The organism is Ilumatobacteraceae bacterium, assembly GCA_033344875.1.
GTDB lineage: Bacteria > Actinomycetota > Acidimicrobiia > Acidimicrobiales > Ilumatobacteraceae > Ilumatobacter.
This window is the reverse complement of the sequence record JAWPMO010000001.1, coordinates 3,956,787-3,975,694: the sequence shown is the minus strand read 5'-3', so window position 1 is coordinate 3,975,694 and position 18,908 is coordinate 3,956,787. Positions and strand designations below refer to the sequence as shown.

At 68.3% G+C, this 18,908-nt stretch carries 15 protein-coding genes; 4 read left to right on the top strand and 11 right to left on the bottom strand.

All coding sequences use genetic code 11. The features are described 5' to 3' along the window. Nucleotides 1–38 precede the first annotated feature (38 nt). From R8G01_18890 to R8G01_18870, 5 genes are read right to left on the bottom strand one after another with little or no spacing between them, the layout of a single operon-like run. Nucleotides 39–911 carry a Rieske 2Fe-2S domain-containing protein gene (locus tag R8G01_18890; protein MDW3216071.1) on the bottom strand — a complete coding sequence of 291 codons (873 nt, stop codon included), beginning with the start codon at nucleotides 909–911 and terminating at the stop codon, nucleotides 39–41. A 31-nt stretch (nucleotides 912–942) separates the two neighbouring features. Further along, entirely contained in the window at nucleotides 943–1,719 is a 777-nt protein-coding gene (locus R8G01_18885) for a menaquinol-cytochrome c reductase cytochrome b subunit (protein ID MDW3216070.1), read from the bottom strand. Nucleotides 1,720–1,731: 12 nt separating this feature from the next. Next, nucleotides 1,732–2,517 carry a selenite/tellurite reduction operon b-type cytochrome ExtP gene (extP, locus tag R8G01_18880; GenBank protein MDW3216069.1) on the bottom strand — a complete coding sequence of 262 codons (786 nt, stop codon included), beginning with the start codon at nucleotides 2,515–2,517 and terminating at the stop codon, nucleotides 1,732–1,734. Between the two features lie 12 nt (nucleotides 2,518–2,529). After that, nucleotides 2,530–2,943 (bottom strand): 4Fe-4S dicluster domain-containing protein, encoded by a 414-nt coding sequence (locus R8G01_18875; GenBank protein MDW3216068.1) that lies wholly within the window; start codon nucleotides 2,941–2,943, stop codon nucleotides 2,530–2,532. Nucleotides 2,944–2,946: 3 nt separating this feature from the next. Further along, entirely contained in the window at nucleotides 2,947–3,444 is a 498-nt protein-coding gene (locus tag R8G01_18870) for a hypothetical protein (GenBank protein MDW3216067.1), read from the bottom strand. Nucleotides 3,445–3,842: 398 nt separating this feature from the next. Here R8G01_18870 and R8G01_18865 point away from each other — a divergent pair, with 398 nt between their 5' ends. Then, entirely contained in the window at nucleotides 3,843–4,712 is an 870-nt protein-coding gene (locus R8G01_18865) for a hypothetical protein (GenBank protein MDW3216066.1), read from the top strand. Continuing rightward, the gene (locus tag R8G01_18860) at nucleotides 4,709–5,953 is read left to right on the top strand and encodes an NAD(P)/FAD-dependent oxidoreductase (GenBank protein ID MDW3216065.1); all 1,245 of its coding nucleotides are present in this window, start codon (nucleotides 4,709–4,711) and stop codon (nucleotides 5,951–5,953) included. Before R8G01_18865 ends, R8G01_18860 begins: the two co-directional genes overlap by 4 nt. 29 nt (nucleotides 5,954–5,982) lie before the next feature. Here R8G01_18860 and R8G01_18855 read toward each other — a convergent pair whose 3' ends face one another. From R8G01_18855 to R8G01_18845, 3 genes are all read right to left on the bottom strand, one after another. Further along, nucleotides 5,983–7,491, bottom strand: a complete 1,509-nt coding sequence (locus R8G01_18855) for a TrkH family potassium uptake protein (GenBank protein ID MDW3216064.1) — start codon at nucleotides 7,489–7,491, stop codon at nucleotides 5,983–5,985. After that, on the bottom strand, nucleotides 7,488–8,828 hold the full coding sequence (gene trkA, locus R8G01_18850; protein ID MDW3216063.1) for a Trk system potassium transporter TrkA: 1,341 nt from the start codon (nucleotides 8,826–8,828) through the stop codon (nucleotides 7,488–7,490). Before trkA ends, R8G01_18855 begins: the two co-directional genes overlap by 4 nt. Before the next feature lie 64 nt (nucleotides 8,829–8,892). Further along, nucleotides 8,893–9,894, bottom strand: coding sequence for a polyprenyl synthetase family protein (locus R8G01_18845; GenBank protein ID MDW3216062.1), 1,002 nt, complete (start codon nucleotides 9,892–9,894; stop codon nucleotides 8,893–8,895). A gap of 162 nt (nucleotides 9,895–10,056) precedes the next feature. Between R8G01_18845 and R8G01_18840 the strand changes: the two genes are divergently transcribed. Continuing rightward, on the top strand, nucleotides 10,057–12,639 hold the full coding sequence (locus R8G01_18840; GenBank protein ID MDW3216061.1) for an ATP-dependent Clp protease ATP-binding subunit: 2,583 nt from the start codon (nucleotides 10,057–10,059) through the stop codon (nucleotides 12,637–12,639). 72 nt (nucleotides 12,640–12,711) lie between these two features. Here R8G01_18840 and R8G01_18835 read toward each other — a convergent pair whose 3' ends face one another. Further along, a complete protein-coding gene (locus tag R8G01_18835; protein ID MDW3216060.1) occupies nucleotides 12,712–13,653 on the bottom strand; it encodes a DUF1353 domain-containing protein in 942 nt (313 codons plus the stop codon). A 94-nt stretch (nucleotides 13,654–13,747) separates the two neighbouring features. Here R8G01_18835 and R8G01_18830 point away from each other — a divergent pair, with 94 nt between their 5' ends. Continuing rightward, nucleotides 13,748–14,542, top strand: coding sequence for a hypothetical protein (locus R8G01_18830; GenBank protein MDW3216059.1), 795 nt, complete (start codon nucleotides 13,748–13,750; stop codon nucleotides 14,540–14,542). A gap of 35 nt (nucleotides 14,543–14,577) precedes the next feature. Here R8G01_18830 and R8G01_18825 read toward each other — a convergent pair whose 3' ends face one another. After that, the gene (locus R8G01_18825) at nucleotides 14,578–15,774 is read right to left on the bottom strand and encodes a hypothetical protein (protein MDW3216058.1); all 1,197 of its coding nucleotides are present in this window, start codon (nucleotides 15,772–15,774) and stop codon (nucleotides 14,578–14,580) included. 102 nt (nucleotides 15,775–15,876) lie between these two features. After that, nucleotides 15,877–18,900: a hypothetical protein gene (locus R8G01_18820; GenBank protein MDW3216057.1), complete on the bottom strand. Its 3,024-nt coding sequence runs from the start codon at nucleotides 18,898–18,900 to the stop codon at nucleotides 15,877–15,879. Nucleotides 18,901–18,908: the final 8 nt, after the last annotated feature.

The window sequence follows — 18,908 nt, the reverse complement described above, 5'->3', positions numbered from 1 at the left end:
GTCAGGCTGGTTCGGGGAGACGATCGAGGGGATGCGCATCAGTGCTCAGCGGCTCCGACGCAGTGTGGACCTTCGGCCTCTTGCCCGGTCGTGTTGACGCCGATCGCGACGCCCTGGACGATCGTGCCGGTGTCGACGGTGACCTCGCCGGCCGCCGAGAACTCGAGCGGGAAGTGGTCCATGCCGCGCGGGGCCGGACCGCCCTTCTTCTCGCCGACCCGGTTGTACTGCGAGCCGTGGCAACCACACTCGAACCACTGGCTCGAGACGCACTGCGGGACGCGGCAACCGAGGTGCGGGCACTTCTGGTAGCTGGCGATGAAGCCCTGCTCGATGCCGGGCATCAGGCTGGTGCCGTACGCCTCCTCGGCCTTGGGAATCGCGTCGGACGGGTACTCGGTGACCCAGGCCCGGGCCTCGGGAGCGTAGAAGAACCCGTTGCCGGTGCGGATACCCGAGCGGATGTCGTCGATCCGGCCGATCGGCACCTTGCCGCCGAAGCCACCGGTCTTGGTCGGCCAGAGGAACGCCACGAAGCTCGCGGCCGAGAAGGTCCCGAGGCCGGCGGCCATGAGCGAGATCGTCGCACGGTTGAAGAACTGGCGACGGCTGACGCCGAGCGCCTCGGGATCCGGCGGGGTCCACGGGGTGATGCCGGTGTCGGACGAGACCGGGGCGAGCCCGGCGCCGGGCTTGCGAGCTGCTGCGGCGGCGGCTTCGACCTCGGCGCCCGAGCGGGCGTCGACGAGTGCTTCGCTGCTGCGTCGGGCCGACGTGTCGCGCTTGACCGTTTCGGCGCTGAGCGCGCCCGCTCCACGGACGTCGGTACGACGGGCGAGCGTGAGGAACGCGAGCGCGCCGAGTACGACGGCTGCGCCGATGGCGATGATGATGACGGCGGTTGCATTCATGATGTTGTTGCCTCCTTGCCTACTTCAACACTCACAGCTCGAAGAAGAGTCCGTCGCGCCATGGCAGCGTGAAGTTGAATCCGGGTCCCCGGAAGAACGAACCGATCATGACGAGCACCGCCCAGAACATCAGGTGCACGGTCATGAGCGAGATCGCGAACTTGCGATCTTCGGGCTTGTTCGAGGGGTTCTTGTCGATGTACGGGGCGAAGATCAGGATGATCAGACCGACACCGGGGATCGTCACACCGGCGATCATCGGGTGGAACATCGTGAGGAGTTCCTGCAGACCGAGGAAGTACCACGGGGCCTTCGACGGGTTGGGGGTCTGGTTGGGGTTGGAGAGCTGGAGCAACGGGGCGTTGACCCAGATCGAGAACAGGAACGTGAACGTCAGGCAGGCGAGCGACGCGACGAACTCGGCGGCGAGCAGGTGGGGCCAGGTGTGTACCTTGTCGACCGGCTGGGCCTTGACGTCTTGGATCGACCCGGACTTGACGACGGTCAACAACCGCTGCGTGTGACCGCCGGGACCGGCGCCGATCGGGACGCCACCACCGCCGGGGGTGGCCTGCACGACCGACGCGACCTTGTCGGCAACGGCGACACCGCCGCCCGCCGCCTCGGCGTCGCCGCCTTCGGACTTGGCCTTGGCCGCCTTGCTGCGCTGCAGCAGGTGTTCGGGGATGCGTGAGTCGCCGGCCGGCTCGTCGGCGGGCGCGGCCGCCTCGGCCGCCGGTTCGGCAGCCGTCGACTTGTCGCGCGCCTCCTTGGCCCGCTTCAACAGATGTTCGGGGATTTCAGTCACATCGAACTCCGATCACAACGGTCCACTGATGCCGCCATCTTTTCGGACTCTCCAGAAGTGGATGGCCATGAAGATGACGATGACGAAGGGCAGGAAGAGCACGTGCAGCACGTACCAGCGCAGGAGCGTCTCGGAGCCGATCTCGGCACCGCCGAGCAGCACGAATCTGACGTCCTGACCGAACACCGGGGTGTACCCCATCATGTTGGTACCCACGGCGACGGCCCAGAGCGCCAACTGGTCCCACGGCAGCAGGTAGCCGGTGAACGACAGCAGCAGCGTGAGCTTGAGCAGCATGACACCGATGACCCAGTTGAACTCGCGCGGGGCCTTGTAGGCGCCGTGGTAGAACACGCGCGCCATGTGGAGGAACACGGACAGCACCATCAGGTGCGCGCCCCATCTGTGCATGTTCCTGACCAGGAGACCGAACGTGACCGAGGTCTGCAGGTTGGAGATGTCGTCCCACGCCGCGGTCGCTTCGGGTCGGTAGAAGAACATCAGGAAGATGCCGGTGACCGTGAGCAGGATGAAGAGGAAGAAGCTGAGTCCGCCGAGGCAGAGCGTGTAGCTCACCTTGACCGCATGTCGCTTCACCTTGACCGGGTGCAGGTGGTACAGCACCGAGTTCATGATCACGTAGGAACGGTTGCGGGGGCTGTCGCTGTAGCCCTTGCGGAAGATCGAACCCGGCCGGAAGATGCTCGACCAGACCTGACCGCCCTGCACGTTGTCGGTCGCGGTCTGCACCCGATCCTTGATCGTGGGCTTCGGTGTGTCGTCAATGATCTTTGCCATGAAATGTCTCGCTCAGAGCCTCATGCCATAGCCGTAGCCATGGCTGTTGGTGCGGGCATGGGAATCGCCGGCCGCGGTGGGCTGGCCGATCTTGCCGAGGATGATGACCCCGGTCGGGCACCGATCGACGCACAACGCACACCGGGTGCAGATGTCGTCGTCGATGGTGAACATGAAGGCGTCGGACGGGTCGAGCCCCGGCTGCTCGGTGCCGTCGGCTTCGACGATCGCGCTCGTGTTGACCATGTGGATGCATTTCCACGGGCAGATGTCGACACATCCCTCGCAGGCGATGCACTCGGACTGGTCGATGTGGATGAACTGCTTCGGCTTGACCGCCCGCGTCAGATAGTCCGCGTCGACCTCGACGAGCGAGTACTCGTCGGTGTACGGCATCATCGGGGGATTCGCGTCGGTCTTCGCCATGGGTCAGCTCTTCTTCACCAGGGGGCGACCGTAGGTGCTGGTCGGGATCTCTTTCTGGCCGGCGTCGTCGCCGCGCTTCTGCCACCAGCTCCAGATGAAGAGCATCAGGCCGAAGAAGTAGACGTGGATGATCACGACGACGATGTCGCGGATCGCCTCGTACTGCAGCGTGATCGGATTCCAGCCACCGAGGGAATCGGGCTTCAGGATGTCGAACGGGCCGTAGATGATGTTGGTGCGGTCCCAGCCGAGGTTCTTGTCGGCGTGGTCGATCCACTGGTGCGGCACCACACCGAAGGCGAGGAACAGCACGCCGAAGACGTAGACCGAGCCGAGCATGGCCTCGCCCCACGAGAAGGGCGTGCCCTTGGGGCGGCGCTTGCCGTACGGGATCGCCACGAGCGTCATGACGGTGGTGGCGATCAACGACACGAGGAACGCCGTGTTGATGCCCGGAACCGCCTTGCCCTCGAGGGGGTTCCACCAGTTGAAGGCGATCATCATCTGGATCGTCGTGCCCTTTCGTGTGCCGGTGCTGTCGTCATCGAAGCGTCTGTCGTCGAACTAGATCTCGATCCGTCCTGATGTGGAGGCACAGCTGCGCCTCACGAACACCAGCACGAAGTCGACTTGTCGTACTGTAGTCGCCCGGCCTCGCCGGGAGACATCCAGTCTGGCAGTGCAGTTTGTCGGCCCGGGCAGGTTGTGCATAAGTGCACGAGTTCTCCGGAGAAATTCGGGAAAGCCACCTCCGGCCGTCTATCGTTGCCACAGCGTTCCCGGCCACGACGGCCACGGACCAACCGCTCACTCGCTGGCGCTCCCTCACTCGCACCGGAGACAAACTCGATGACCGACAGCACGAACATCTCACCCGACGCCACCGGCGGAGTCCTGCGATGACCGAGATCCCCGAACATCTGCTCAAGCGCAGCCGCGAACGGCGGTCCGCGATGGGTGGCGGCGACGCCGAGGGTGGCGATGCCGCCCCCGCGGCATCGACCCCGGCCACCACATCGTCGTCGGCGCCGGCCGCCGCCGCTCCGAGCGGGCCGGTCGAGCGCGCCGCCGCACCCTCGCCGGCCGCACCCGAGCCGCCCAAGCCCGACATCCCCGTGGTCGCGGCCTACAAGTCGCGCAAGAAGGTGCCGTTCTGGGCCATGACCGCGCTGGCGCTCCTGCCCGTGTGGGCGTTCATGTACGCCCGCGCAGTCACCACGCAGGCCGAAGAGGCCGCCGGCCCGCTCGCCGAGGGCGAACTCGTCTACGGCAACTGCGCCTCCTGCCACGGCGGCGCCGGCCAGGGTGGCGTCGGCTACGCGTTCACGGACGGCGAGGTCCTCAAGACCTTCCCCAACATCGAAGACCAGCTCCGGTTCGTGTACTGGGGTTCGGCCGAGTACTCGCTGGCGGAGATCGAGATCTACGGCGATCCCGACCGCGAAGGCGGCGCCCGCGTCACCGGCGAACAGGGCGTCATGCCGGCACAGGGTGCCGACGCCGGCGGTGCGCTGACCGACTACGAACTGCTCGGGGTGGTCTGCCACGAGCGCTACGTGCTCGGCGGCGCCGACGAGAACGAGGCGTACGACGAAGAGTTCGAGAAGTGGTGCTCCGAGGAGTCGCCGCTGTTCGATGCGCTCGAGGGCGGCGAGTCGCTCCTCGCGCTCGAAGAGGTCGACGACACGATCATCCCGATCGGTCCCGGTCCGGCCCGAACCGAGCCACTCGCCGACTCGGCCAACGCAGGTCAACCCGAGCAAGGGTGACCGCCCACCCGTCCGCCCGGTCCGACGCACTCGTCGTCGGCGGGGGGCCGGCGGGTGCTTCAACGGCGCTCGAACTCGCACGGCGCGGCCATCGCGTCGTCGTCATCGAACGTGAGACATCCCACGAGCCCGGTCGCGCGTCGGCGCTCCTCAACCCTCGGGCGCTCCACATGCTCGAACGACTGCGGGTCGGGGCGCCTGAGGGACATCGGGTCGACCACGTCCGGCTGACCACCGCCGAGCACTCGTCTCGCGTCGAGTGGCCCGACCATCCCGATCTCCCCGATCACGGCCTGGTGTCCAACGGCCTCGGCCGGACCCTCGCCGCGAGCGCCACGGCGGCCGGGGTCACGATCCTCACCGGGCACACCGCGACCGCCCCGATCATCGACCGCGGCTTCGTCCGCGGCGCACTCGTCACCGCGCCCGACGGCACCGCGTTCGAGGCCCGCGCCGGGTACACCGTGATCGCCGACGGGGCCAACAGCCAGTTCGGTCGGGCGCTCGGCACGTTCCGCGAGCCGAGCTGGCCCTACGGCCTCGCCCACCAGGCCGCCTTCCCGTCCGACGCCCACGACGCCGACACCGTCGAACTGATCCTCGACCTCCGCGACCGCTCCGGCACGCCGATCATCGGCCACGGCTGGATGTATCCCGTCGGCGACGGCACGGTGACCGTCGGCGTCGTGATGATGTCGACCTCACCGTCGTTCCGGGTCGTCAATCCGGCCAACCTCTTCCAGCGGCTGGTCGACGACCGCTCGGATGCCTGGCGGATCACCGGCCCGCCGGTCGACCCGCCGAGCGGTCGCCGCCTCCCGGTCGGCCTGTCGGTGGGCCCGTCAGCCGGCCCGACGTACCTGCTCGTCGGCGACAGCGCCGGCGCGGCCAACCCGTTCTCGCGGACCGGCATCGAGGCCGCGCTCGAGACCGGATGGTTCGCGGCCGAGGTGGTCGACGAGGCGATCCGCACCGGCGACGCCGCCCATCTCCAGCGGTACACGCAGCTGCTCGACGAGCGGTACGGCTCGTACTACCAGGTGGGTCGTCTGACCGCCCGCTTGCTCGGACGGCCCGCCGTCGCTCGGCGGGCCGAGCGCGCCGTCACCCGGCGGTCGTCGTTCGCCGAGGCCTACCTCCGCATCACGACCGACGCGCTCCGTTCGGGGCCTCGCGTCGGGCCGCCCGAGACCGCGTACCGGATCGGTCGGGCGATCGCGCTCGTCGCTCCCGACGCCTGACCCGACCGCCGGCCCCGGACGACCGGCGCTCAGACCGTCAGTTCTCGGTACCGGCGCCGCAGCGTCACGACCGACAGCGCCAGGATCACGGGGTAGATCTCCAGGCGGCCGAGCAACATCTGCACCATCGTCACCCAGCGTGCGATCCGCGGCAGCTCGAGGAAGTCGCTCGTCGGGCCGACGTCGCCGAGCCCCGGGCCGACGTTGCCGAACGCGGTCGCCGCGGCGGAGAACGAGGTGATGATGTCGGGGCCGGTGAGCGCGATCGCCATCGCTCCCCCGCCGAACGTCGCGAGCGCGAGGATCAGGAATCCGACGATCTTGTTGGCGGTGCGGTCGGGCATCACACCACCGCCGACGCGCACGGGGCGCACCAGTCGAGGGTGCAGATGACGGAGCGCCTCGCGGTGGGCGTAGCTGCCGACCGCGAGCACGCGGACCAGTTTCACACCGCCGGCGGTCGAGCCGGCCATCGCACCGATCGGCAGCAGCAGCAGGATCACGGCCTGGGCCCCCTGCGACCACGACCCGAAGTCGTCGGTCGCGTACCCGGTCGTCGACGCGACGGTCGTCGTCGCGAAGAACGCCCCGCGGATCCGCTCGGCGACCGAACCGGTGGCGTCGTTGACGACGAACAGCACGGCCGCGACGGAGACGACCAGCACGGTGTAGAGGTGGAACTCCTTCGAGCGGAGGAGCGGCCCGGCCTGACCGCGGATCAGGCGATACAGCAGCGTGAAGCTCGACCCGGCGACGAACATCGCGACGATCGCGATCCATTCGATCAGCGCCGAGTCGAAGTGTCCGAGCGAGCGGTTGTACGGCGAGAATCCGCCGGTCGAGACGGTGGTGAAACTGTGGGCCACGCCGTCGTAGAGGCTCATGCCCGCCCCGATGTACGCCAACGCCAGCACGACGGTGAAGCCGAGGTAGACACCCCACAGCCGACGAGCCGTGTGCCGGACCCGCGGAGTCAGCCGCTCACCGGTGGGGCCGGGCGCCTCGGCCTCGAGCAGGCTCATGCCGCCGGACCCGACCGTCGGGAGCACCGCGACCACGAGCACGATGACGCCCATGCCACCCATCCATTGCGTGATCGCACGCCAGAACAGGATGCCGGGTGCCGCCCCCTCGATCGGCCGCAGGACGGTCGCACCGGTGGTGGTGAATCCCGAGATCGACTCGAACATCGCGTCGTCGAATGCGGTGATCGTGCCGGTCAACACGTAGGGCAGCGCACCCACGACCGTGAGCGTGACCCACGCGAGCGTCACGGTCACGAACACGTCGAGGATGCGGATCTGACGTGGGAGCGCAGTGCCCTGCCAGAGCAGGAGACCGACCAGGGCCACGACGAAGCCGAGAGCGACGAGCGTGAGCACGTGCGGGCCGTCGTGCATCCAGCCGATCAACCCGGACAGGACGATCGCCCCGCCGGTGACCGACAGCGTGAGTCCGAGGACATGGCCGAGCAGCGACTCGGTGTCGCGAGCCCACCGTTCTCCGAGATCGCCCAGCGAGGCGCGACCCAGTTTCACGGGGTGAACACTCGACGGATCTCGTCGAGTGCCGCCGGACGGGCGAACAGCACGACACTCTCGCCTGCGCTGAGTTGCGTGTCACCCCGCACGATCTCGCTCCCGCCGTCGGAGCGCACGACGGCACCGAGCAGCACCGACCGCGGGAGATGCAGGTCTCGGACGACCGCGCCGTCGGCGGGGCTCCCGGGCGAGATGACGAACTCGTCGACCTCGACGTCGCTCTCGAGGAAGGTCGCGACCGATGACGTACCGCCGCGCAACTGCCGCAGGACCGCGTTGGCCGATGCCGTGCGCGGGCTGAGGGCAGCGTCGATGCCGAACTGGCGGACGAGCGGGAGCAGCGCGAGACGGTGCAGCACCGCCACCGTGAAGGCATCGCCCTCGGCGGCAGCGAACGCGCAGGCGAGCACGTTGGCCGTGTCTTCGCCGGTCGCCGCGATCACGACGTCGACGGTGGCGACCGCCTCTTCGGTGAGCAGGTTGGTGTCGGTGATGTCGCCGTGCACGACGGTGACCTTGCGCAGCCGTTCGGCGAGTGCAGTCGCCCGGTCGATGTCGCGTTCGACGAGCGTGACCTCGGCGCTGTGCACGAGATGCTCGGCGACACGGGCGCCGACCGAGCCACCGCCCAGCACCATGACCCGCCGGACCCGCCGGCCGACCGCGTCGAGCGCCTCGAGCACGGTCTGCTGCTGGTCGACGTTCGCGAGGACGCGGACGTGATCGCCGACCCGCACCTCGAGATCGCCGCGCGGGATGATCGTCTCACCGTCGCGTGTGACCGCGCCGAACAGGAATCTCCAGTGATCGACCGATGCGATGCTCGCGAGGGTCTGCGACACCATCGGTGACTCCTCGCCCACCACGACGCCGAGCACCACCAGGTTCCCGTTCGCCATCGGATACACCTCGTCGGCACCGGACACGCTGACCAGCCGGAGGATCTCCTCGGCGGTGTCGGCATCGGGGTCGATGATGAGGTCGGCGTCGAGGAGTTCGCGCAGCTCGGCACCGTCGGGCCCGCGCAGTTCGTCGGTCTGGAGCCGCACGACGGTCTGCTTGGCGCCCATCTGTTTCGACAGCGCGGCGGTGATCAGGTTGACCTCGTCGTCCTGGGTGACGCCGGCGACGAGATCGGCTCGCTCGACGCGCGCCGCCCTGAGCGCCGACGGATGGGTACCGCTGCCCACGACGGTCTGCACGTCGAGCTCGTCACCGAGGGCTCGGGCGATCACTTCGTCCTGCTCGATCACCACGACATCGTGATTCTCCGCGCCGAGACGCTCCGCGAGATACCACCCGACTTCTCCGGCTCCGACGATCACGACATGCACAGGTGACCAGCTTGCCCGATCCGACCCCACCACACACTCTTCCGCCGGAGACGGCGGGTGGGCGTCAGTTGTCGATGCTGTTCAGGACGGTGGCGAGCAACGCGGCGGGAGCGAGCCGCAGCGCTTCGACGGCATCGTCGTCGCCGAGGCGGTCGCAGGCATTGACCGCCCGACCGACGAACTCGCGGGCGGCGACGATCGCACTCTCGATGCCGGCGCCGGAGCGGACGATCGCCAGCGCCTGGTCGCGCTGGTCGGCGTCGAGCGGCTCGCCGAGGAGCTGCGTCAACTCGTCGGCTGCGGCACCGCCGGCGCCGATCGTGCGGAGCACCGGCAGCGTGTAGACGCCCTCTTCCATGTCGTGGCCGGCCGGCTTGCCGAGCTGCTCGGCGGTGGCCGTGAGGTCGAGCACGTCGTCGACGATCTGGAACACCATGCCGTACGCGTTGCCGTACTCCGTCAGCGCGTCGATGGTCGCCCGGTCGTGCCCGGCGACGATGCCGCCGATGCGGGCGGCGGTTCCGTAGAGCGACGCCGTCTTGCCGTGGATCGACGCGAGGTAGCTCGCCTCGGGCCGTTGCACGTCGTACGTGTGGCGCAACTCCTCGATCTGCCCTTCGCACAGCCACCCGATCGTGCGGGCCAGGAGCCCGGCGACCTCGGTACCGAGCGACGCTGCGATCTCCGAGGCGCGCGCCAGCAGGAAATCGCCGGCGAGGATCGCCTGCAGGTTTCCCCATCGGGCGTTGACGGTCTCGACACCGCGCCGCGTCTCGGCCTCGTCCATTACGTCGTCGTGATAGAGCGATCCGAGGTGCACGAGCTCGCACGCGACGCCACCCTGGATCACATCGTCGGCGACCGACGGGCCGGCGATGCGCCCCGCGACGACGGAGAGCACCGGGCGGAGGCGTTTGCCGCCCGCCACGATCAGGTGCGATGCGATCTCGGTGAGGTAGTCGTCGGACGTCCGTACGGCCGCGCGCATCGCCACTTCGATCCGCTCACGATCGCGGCCCATGCCAGGCAGGGACAGCAACGGAGACGTCACAGGGGCGTCGGGCACCTCTGCAGGCTAGGCGCTGGCCGGAGCTGGGGGAAACCTCATCGACATTCATCTCGCGCTCGGACCGTGCCGATGTTGCAGTTGGACGAAGACGCCAGGGCAGGTCGATGACCTCCCGATAGAGTGAACACACGTATTCGCCATCTGAAGGAAAGGCGACACATGTTCGAACGTTTCACCGACCGGGCTCGCCGGGTCGTGGTCCTCGCTCAAGAGGAAGCGCGCCTGCTGAACCACAGCTACATCGGGACCGAGCACATCCTGCTCGGCCTGATCCACGAGGGCGAAGGGGTCGCCGCCAAGGCGCTCGAGTCGCTCTCGATCTCGCTCGAGGCCGTGCGCAACCAGGTCGAGGAGATCATCGGCCAGGGCGGCTCGTCGCCCTCGGGTCACATCCCGTTCACGCCGCGGGCCAAGAAGGTGCTCGAGTTGTCGTTGCGCGAGGCGCTCCAGCTCGGCCATAACTACATCGGGACCGAGCACATCCTGCTCGGCCTCATCCGCGAAGGTGAGGGCGTCGCAGCCCAGGTGCTCGTCAAGCTCGGCGCCGACCTCAGCCGGGTGCGCCAGCAGGTCATCCAGCTGCTCTCCGGCTACCAGGGTCCCGCCGGCAGCGGCAGCGAGTCGGGTGCCGGCAGCCGTGGCAGCTCCGAAGCGGGGCCGGCCGGTGCCGGCGTCGGCTCCAAGGGTGGCGACGACGAGAAGAACAGCCAGATCCTCGACCAGTTCGGTCGCAACCTCACGCAGATGGCGCGCGAGCACAAGCTCGATCCCGTCATCGGCCGTACCCGCGAGCTCGAGCGCGTCATGCAGATCCTCTCCCGGCGCACCAAGAACAACCCGGTGCTCGTCGGCGAACCCGGCGTCGGCAAGACGGCGATCGTCGAGGGCCTCGCGCAGATGATCGTCAACAACGACGTGCCCGACACGCTGCACGACAAGCAGCTGTACACGCTCGACCTCGGCGCACTCGTCGCCGGCTCGCGCTATCGCGGCGACTTCGAGGAGCGGCTCAAGAAGGTCCTCAAGGAGATCAAGACCCGCGGCGACATCATCTTGTTCATCGACGAGATCCACACGCTCGTCGGTGCGGGAGCCGCCGAGGGAGCGATCGACGCCGCGAGCATCCTCAAGCCGATGCTCGCCCGCGGCGAACTCCAGACCGTCGGTGCCACGACGCTCGACGAGTACCGCAAGCACGTCGAGAAAGACGCTGCGCTCGAGCGTCGCTTCCAGCCGGTCAAGGTCGACGAGCCCACGCTCGCCCACACGATCGAGATCCTCAAGGGCATCCGCGACCAGTACGAGTCGCACCACCGGGTCACGATCACCGACCAGGCGCTCGTCGCAGCGGCCAACCTCGCCGACCGCTACATCAGCGACCGGTTCCTGCCCGACAAGGCGATCGACCTGATCGACGAGGCCGGTTCGCGCCTGCGCATCAAGCGCATGCAGACCCCGCCCGATCTGCGCGAACTCGAGCGCAAGCTCGACGACGTGCAAGAGGCCAAGAAGCGTGCCGTCGAAGAGCAGCAGTTCGAAGAGGCCGGCAGCCTCCGCGACCAGGAGAAGGCGCTGCTCGAAGAGAAGGCCGCCAAAGAGGTCGAGGTCAAGGCGTCCGGCGTCGACCTGTTCGACGAGGTCGACGAAGAAGCGGTCGCCGAGGTGCTGTCGCTGTGGACGGGGATCCCCGTCTACAAGCTCACCGAAGAAGAGACCGCTCGCCTCCTCAACATGGAAGACGAACTGCACAAGCGGATCATCGGCCAGGAGAACGCCGTCGCCGCCGTGTCGCAGTCGATCCGCCGCACCCGTGCGGGCCTCAAGGACCCGAAGCGTCCGAGCGGTTCGTTCATCTTCCTGGGCCCGACCGGCGTCGGCAAGACCGAGCTCGCCAAGACGCTCGCCGAGTTCCTGTTCGGCGACGATTCGTCGTTGATCACCCTCGACATGTCCGAGTACATGGAGAAGCACACGGTGAGCCGCCTCGTCGGCTCGCCCCCCGGCTACGTCGGGTACGAAGAGGGCGGCCAGCTCACCGAGGCCGTGCGGCGCAAGCCGTTCTCGGTCGTGCTGTTCGACGAGATCGAAAAGGCGCACGCCGACGTGTTCAACACGCTGCTGCAGATCCTCGAAGAGGGTCGCCTGACCGACTCGCAGGGTCGCTCGGTCGACTTCCGCAACACCGTGCTGATCATGACCTCCAACCTCGGCACGCAGGATCTGCGCAAGGCCAACGTCGGGTTCACCACCGGCGACACCGCGATGAGCTACGAGCGGATGAAGGAAAAGGTCAACGACGCCCTCAAGTCGCACTTCCGGCCCGAGTTCCTCAACCGCATCGACGAGACGATCGTGTTCCACGAGCATCCGCTCGAGGCCGTCGTCCAGATGGTCGATCTCATGCTCAAGCGCCTCATCGGGCAGCTCGAGGGTCAGGGTCTCGGCATCGAGGTCACCCAGGCGGCGAAGGAGCATCTCGCCACCATCGGGTACGACCCGCAGCTGGGTGCCCGCCCGCTACGCCGTGCGATCCAGCGGCAGATCGAAGACGTCCTGTCCGAGAGGATCCTCTACAAGACCTTCTCGGCCGGCGAGATCATCGTCGTCGACGTCGAACCCGATCCCGAAGACGCCGAGCGCAAGGTGTTCACCTTCAACGCCGTCGAGGGATTCGTGCCGCCGGCCGCCGTCGAACTCGCCACCACGGCGACCGCCGACGATACTCCCAACGACGAGAGCTGAACCACGCCCCGCTCGCGATCACGATCGCGAGCGGGGCAGGCGTCCGCTCGCCGTGGGGCCGCCGACCACCCGTCAGAGCACGATGCACGCGGCAACGGCCGCAGCGATCACGGTCGCTCCACCGATGACCGCTCGCCACCGCGACAGGACCCGGGCGCCGAGTCGCCGCAGACCCGACCGACCATCGGTGGCCACGGCTTCGAGCACGGTGTAGACCCCGCTCAGCAGCACGAGCGCGAGCGTCACGTGGAACAGCGCGCCGAGCATGACCCCGGCGATCGCACCGGCACGACGGAACCGCCCCCACGGCACGCTGAGCACGAGTGGTACGGCGACGGCACCGACGGCACCGCTCAGCAGCTCCTCCCACCACGTGTCGCCGGTGATCCACGGGAGCTCGTAGGTGCACCACCACCGCCCCGACCGATCGACGAGGTCGGCGGTCGCCTGGTAACCGAGCCACGCGATCGAGCCCAGCGTCGCGACCATCACCCAGCGGTAGTAGGTCCGAAGCCGTGCTGAGGTGGCGGTCCCCTGTTGCGCCCAGATCGTCGCCAGGGTGACTGCGGTCCACACGATCCACCGCCGGATCAGGCCGGTGCCCGAATCGGCCATCGCGTCGCGAAACACACGATCGGCATCGACCCGGCTCATGTCGGGTCCGATGTGGTCCGGCGGTGCTCCCTCGGCTCGGACGAGCCCGTCGTGGATCAGCGCCGCCGGGAGGTGGTCGCCCGACTTCGGGACCAACCAGGTGAACAACGCCGGCACCGACGTCAGGTCGCTGTAGAACGTCGCGCAGTCGCGCGGGACCAGCAGATCACCATGGTGGCGGTCGCGATAGCCGACCCGTCGGCGCAGCTGGAACCACTCCCGTTCGGGTTGTCCGTCGAGCGCCACGACGACCCGACCCAACTCGTACGCCGCGTCGGGCAGCGTCCGGGGTGGCTCGCCATCGGTGCCACCGTCGAAGAACCGGTTCGGCTCGTCGTCGATCGCGTCCGGCACCTGCATGGGTCCATCGTTTCACGAACCACCGCCGGGAAAGCCGGAATTCCGCCGGGCATTGACCGCGCGGCGACGCGATCGGCTGCGATGATGGAGCGCCGTGACCCGCCGACTCGCATTCGTCCTCGTGAGCCTGCTCGCCCTGACCGCATGCCGCCTCGACGTGACCGTCGACGTGGCGATGGAGCCCGACGGCACCGGCGTGGTGACGGTCGACGCGGCTGCCGACGCCGAACTGATGGCACAGGTCCCCGGGCTGGTCGACGACCTTCGCCTCGACGACGCGGTCGCCAACGGCTGGGTCGTCGACGGCCCGACCGTCGCGGCGGACGGCAGCTCGACGATCACCCTCACGCACGACTTCACCTCACCCGAGGAGCTGGCGAACGTCCTGCAGAGCATCGGACCGCCGCTGACCGACATGCGCGCCGCACGCACCCCCGCCGACGAGCAGACCACCAATGCGATCGACGGTGACCTCCGGCTGCCGAACGGTTTCGAGTCGTTCGCCGACGCCGATCTCCTCGCGGCGGTCGGCGGCCTGCCGTTCGCCGACGAGTTCGCCGCGAACGGCTCGACGCCGGCCGACGCGATGTCATTCGTGTTCCGGGTGTCTCTCCCGGGCGAGCTGATCTCCGCAGAGACCGGGACCGAAGTCGACGACGGGGTGATCGAGTGGACGGCACCGCTCGACGGTTCGTCCGTCAACGTCTACACCGCCACCGTGCAACGACCGGCGAGCGAAGGCGGCGCCTGGGCCGGGCCGGTCTCGACGGCGGCGCTGATCGGCCTCGTCGTCTGGATCGTCGTCGCCGGCGCATTCATCGCGTTCGTGGCGATCGCCCGGAACAACAAGCGCCGCAAGCGCGAACGGGCGCTGCGCAACCTGCGCTGAACGGAGCGAACCCGGTTCGCTCCGTTCGGGTTCGGTCAGCTCAGCGCCATATTGGGTTCGCCGTTGCCGTTCACGCCGCCGGTGCTGGTGCAGGTACCGCCCCGCACGGCGCCACCGTTGTACGCCTGCCGCAGACAGTTGCGCATCGCGAGTTGGCCCCAGTAGCTCGAGTGGATGCCCTCCTGGAGTTGGTACGGCCCGAAGATCGTCGTGACGGTCCTGATCTGGCTCACCCACTCGGTGGCATCGGCCGCTCCGGCATCGGTCCAGGCGCCCAGCCCCACCTCCTCGAGCAGGCCAACGCCCTGCTCGCACAGCCGGTGCCCGTCGAGCGAGCGCGACATGTCGAGCACCACGTAGTTGTCGATCCCACTCCGGACGACGCCGTCGGTGAGCGCCTGGTTCATCTTCACGACCGCGGTGTCGTTGGCCCAGTTCGCATCACGGTTCCAGATGCCGCACCCACCGATGCTCTGCCGGGTCCATCCGCGTTCGGAGTAGCGGATGTCGCTCCCGCGCGGGATCGGCGACCAGTAGGTCTGGATGATCACGCTGTAGTCGTCGCTCGTGTAGCCGGCGTTGGTCATGGCCTGCGACACGTTGGCGATGGCGCCGGCGACCTCGTTCGTGCGGGCGTCGACGGCGCTCGAGGTGAACCGGTTCTTGATCGAACGGTCGTCGTTGCAGTAGTTCTTCCACCACCACGGGGACGTCAGCCAGTTGGTCACGCACTGCTGCACGATGTCGGCGAACCCGAAGTTGTTCGCACCGATCAGGATCGTCACCGCATCGACGTCGTTCGTGGCGGCGAACTCCTGGAGCTGCACGACCTGGCTCTTGCCGGCGGGGCCGTCGTACCAGTCGAGCCCCGGTTTGAAGTCGCCGCCGGTCTGTGTGTAGGTGCGAGCACCCGAACATGCCAGATTGAGCGAGTTGACGTCGCCGATGTGGGCCTCCGCGGCCTTCGACCGATGACACCCGGCGGTGGTCTCGGCGGTGTTCGAAGCGTTGTCGTAGTAGGCGTCGGCACCGGTGTCGTGACGCCACGACGACATGTTGGTGTTACCGGCCCAACGACCCGCCTCACCGGAGATCGCCGAATCGCCGACGGTGACCATCCAGGCCGGACCGGGCGGAGACGCGGCCGGACTCGCGGCCGCCGCCGTGGTCGTGACCCCCGCCACCACCAAGGCGGCAACCACCCCGATCCCGATCGTGCGCAACTTCGACATGAACTCGTCTCCCCTCGGACTCGTCGTGATCCGAGTGTTGCGCACGCCGCGATCGCCCGCAAGGGATTTCGGTGCGACCGCGGAGACGACGCCGGCGACGGGCTACTGGGTGATCCAGCGGAGGATGCCGTAGCTGGTGTCGGAGTTGACCTTGACGGTCGCCTTCGAGGTGATGTTCCCCGCGGTCGCGGTGATCAGCACCTCACGCTGCATGACGACCGACGGTACGTAGCCGAACGGCAGCGTCGCCCGGGCGTCGTCGATGACGATGCGGCCGGCGGTGACACCGCCGGCGAAGCCGATCGAATCACCGTTCGGATTCGAGATCGTGATCCGGCCCATCGGCACCGACACGAAGCCGGGGATGTCGACGACGGTGGAACCCGCACCCGACGCGTCGATGCTGATGATCGACGTGTCGTAATGCGGGAACCAGACCCGTTCGGGTGGTACCGGCGACAGCGTGGCCGGCACCCCGGGGATGGTCATGAACGGCGGCTCGAACGTGCCGGGCGCAGAACTGCCCGCAGCGTTCCGCGCGGTCACCTTGACGCGGTAGCCCACGTTGTCCCAACCGTTCGTGTCGGTGGTCGGCAGGTCGGGGAGGTCGGACAGCACGCACTCGGTCGGCGGCGGCGTCCACTCTCGGCCGACGTCTTCCGGCAACTTCTCCATGCGGGCCACCGTCGAGCACTTCGCCTCGGCAACGTCGACCAGCTCCTCCACCTCGATCGGCACGAGCACGGGTGGGCCCGACGTCGGAGGACCGGACGTCGCGGGCACCACGGCAGGAACTTCGGGCGCTGGTGACGCTTCGCGAGCCGGTGACATGAATCCGATCGGTCCATCGGGTCGACAGAACATCACGCCGAACCCGAAGAACGGGTCGGTACCCGACGGGCAGATGTAGTTCGGCACCCCGGAGTTGATGACGACCGTGTTCGGCAGCGGTAGGCACGTCCAGAAGATCCAGAAGCCCGCCGGGTAGTCGTCGTCGTCGCAGTCGATCGGGGCACACGACCGACCGTTCGAGCTGTTGCGGTACAGGGTCGACGTGGCAGGGCAGCCGGGCACGCATGTCCAACCCCACCCCGACGTGAAACCGAGATCCCGAGCCATGGGTTCCTGTCCGGTCGGGCACGCCGGAATCGAGGCGCAATCGAGCGGCGGGCCACACGGCGTCGACGGTGGTGGCGGCGGCAGCGTCGTGGTCGTCGTCGACGACGTCGTCGTGGTGGTCGTGGTCGTCGTGGTCGTCGTGGTCGTCGTCGTGGTGGTGGTCGTCGACGCAGGGTCGACCAGCTCGGTGAAGACGCGATAGACCTCGACGTCGTAACCGACGATCGGCGCCTCGCCGAGCGCGGTCGGTGCGTCCCACGTCACGAGCGCCGCGTTCGGTCGACTCGCATCTGCGGCATACGGCGCCACGTCCACGTTGCTCGGCGCGGCGGTCGGCACGATCGGCGTCGCGGACGACCAGGCCGCCGCAGCGACCTGGTCGGGGTCGGCCCACTCGCTCCAACCGGCGTCGTTGCGGGCACGAGCCGTGACCCAGTAGGTCGACCCGATCGTGGCACCGGTGATCAGGCAGGCGTAGCGATCGGGGTCGGCCGCGTTCTCGGGATGTGGCCGCGACCACGGGTCGACGCCGTCCGCGCCCTCGGCCGTGGGGAGCAACGTCGCCGGGTCACCCGCCGTCGTGCAGGTCGTCGTGGGTGCCGGCGTCGACGGCTCGGCGGCACGGGCCTCGATCCCGGCCTCGTACTCGGTGATGATCGCGCCGTTCGTGTCGGCCCCTTCGACGCCCTCGAACGTGACCAGGATCGCACCGTCGGTGCCGGAGATCCGCGCCGCCGCCGTGATCGACGTGGGAGCTTCGGGGATCCGCGCCTCGTCGGTCAGATCGGGATGACTCGGCACGTAGGCCGCACCCGGCGCACCGAGGGCGACCGGCAGCACGTCACCACCGGAGTCGAGTTGGAGCACCCGGCTCCGATCGACGTGGTTGACGTTGGTGGCCGTATGGGCCCCGTTCGGGTCGTCGAACTCGTCGTCGTCGGCGGTGTCGCCGTTGTCGAACGACCAGTCACCGTTGACGCTCAAGATGTTGGTCCAGCCGCCGCGATCCTCCGAGGCGTACCGCTGGTTGAACCGCACCGAGGGGGCACCGCCGGCATCGCTCACCTCGAGGCGTCCCTCGTCGCCGAACACCCAGGTGGCACCACCGCTGTTGCCGTCGATGCCGTACACGGTGTTGGCCGGCACGCTGACGTTGGCGCCGACCTGCGTGTCGTCGGCACAGTCGTTCGTGATGCCGAAGTCGGCCAGCCCCTGGCCGACGACGACGTCGATGTCGCCGGAGATCGTCACGGGCTGCTCGAAGTAGTAGACGCCGCTGGCGAAGTAGAAGTTGGCGCTGGGCCCACCGGCATCGAGGTCGAGCGGATCGGGATAGCGCCCCGGGAGGAACACCTGGCAGTCGAAACCGGGCATCGTGAGGGGCGTCGACGGGCGGGCCTCGTCGGTGAAGCTCGGCAGGTCGGGCACCCAGATCGTCTTCGTCTCGGCCGAGTCGGCGGGGTTGGTCCACACGAATCCCTGCCACCAGGCCCACTCGGGATCGAGTCCGGTCACGGGGTACGGCGGCGCCTCGCCGGAACTGGCCGTGACCCCGCTGAAGCGTGCGAACCCGGTCGGGTCGGGCGCGATCTGGAGCTGGGCCGCGCCGACCGGCACCTCGAAGCCGAACACCTCGTTGGCGCTCAGCTCACGGATGGGCGAACACGTGACCGAGACCGGGATGTCGTTGGCGACGGTGCCGTCGGCCGGAAGCAGATCGGCCGGGTTCGCCGGACAGCCGGCGTTCGCCCGGTCCTTGTCGCCGAACAGCGAGGCGGGCTGACGCAGCGCCGTGCGCACCCCACCCTTGGCCGCCTCGACGTTGCGGGTCTTCTCCTCCTCGACCTTGTTGGCCCGCAGGACCGACACCGTGTAGTCCATCAACGGGATCACGACGAGGGCGCCGATCACGATCAGCACGAGCACCAGCGGGAGGACCGCGCCTTCGTCACGGTGCCGCTGGACCCATCGCGTGGTCTCGGCCGGTCGCCTCGTTCGTTCGGTCACGGTCACTC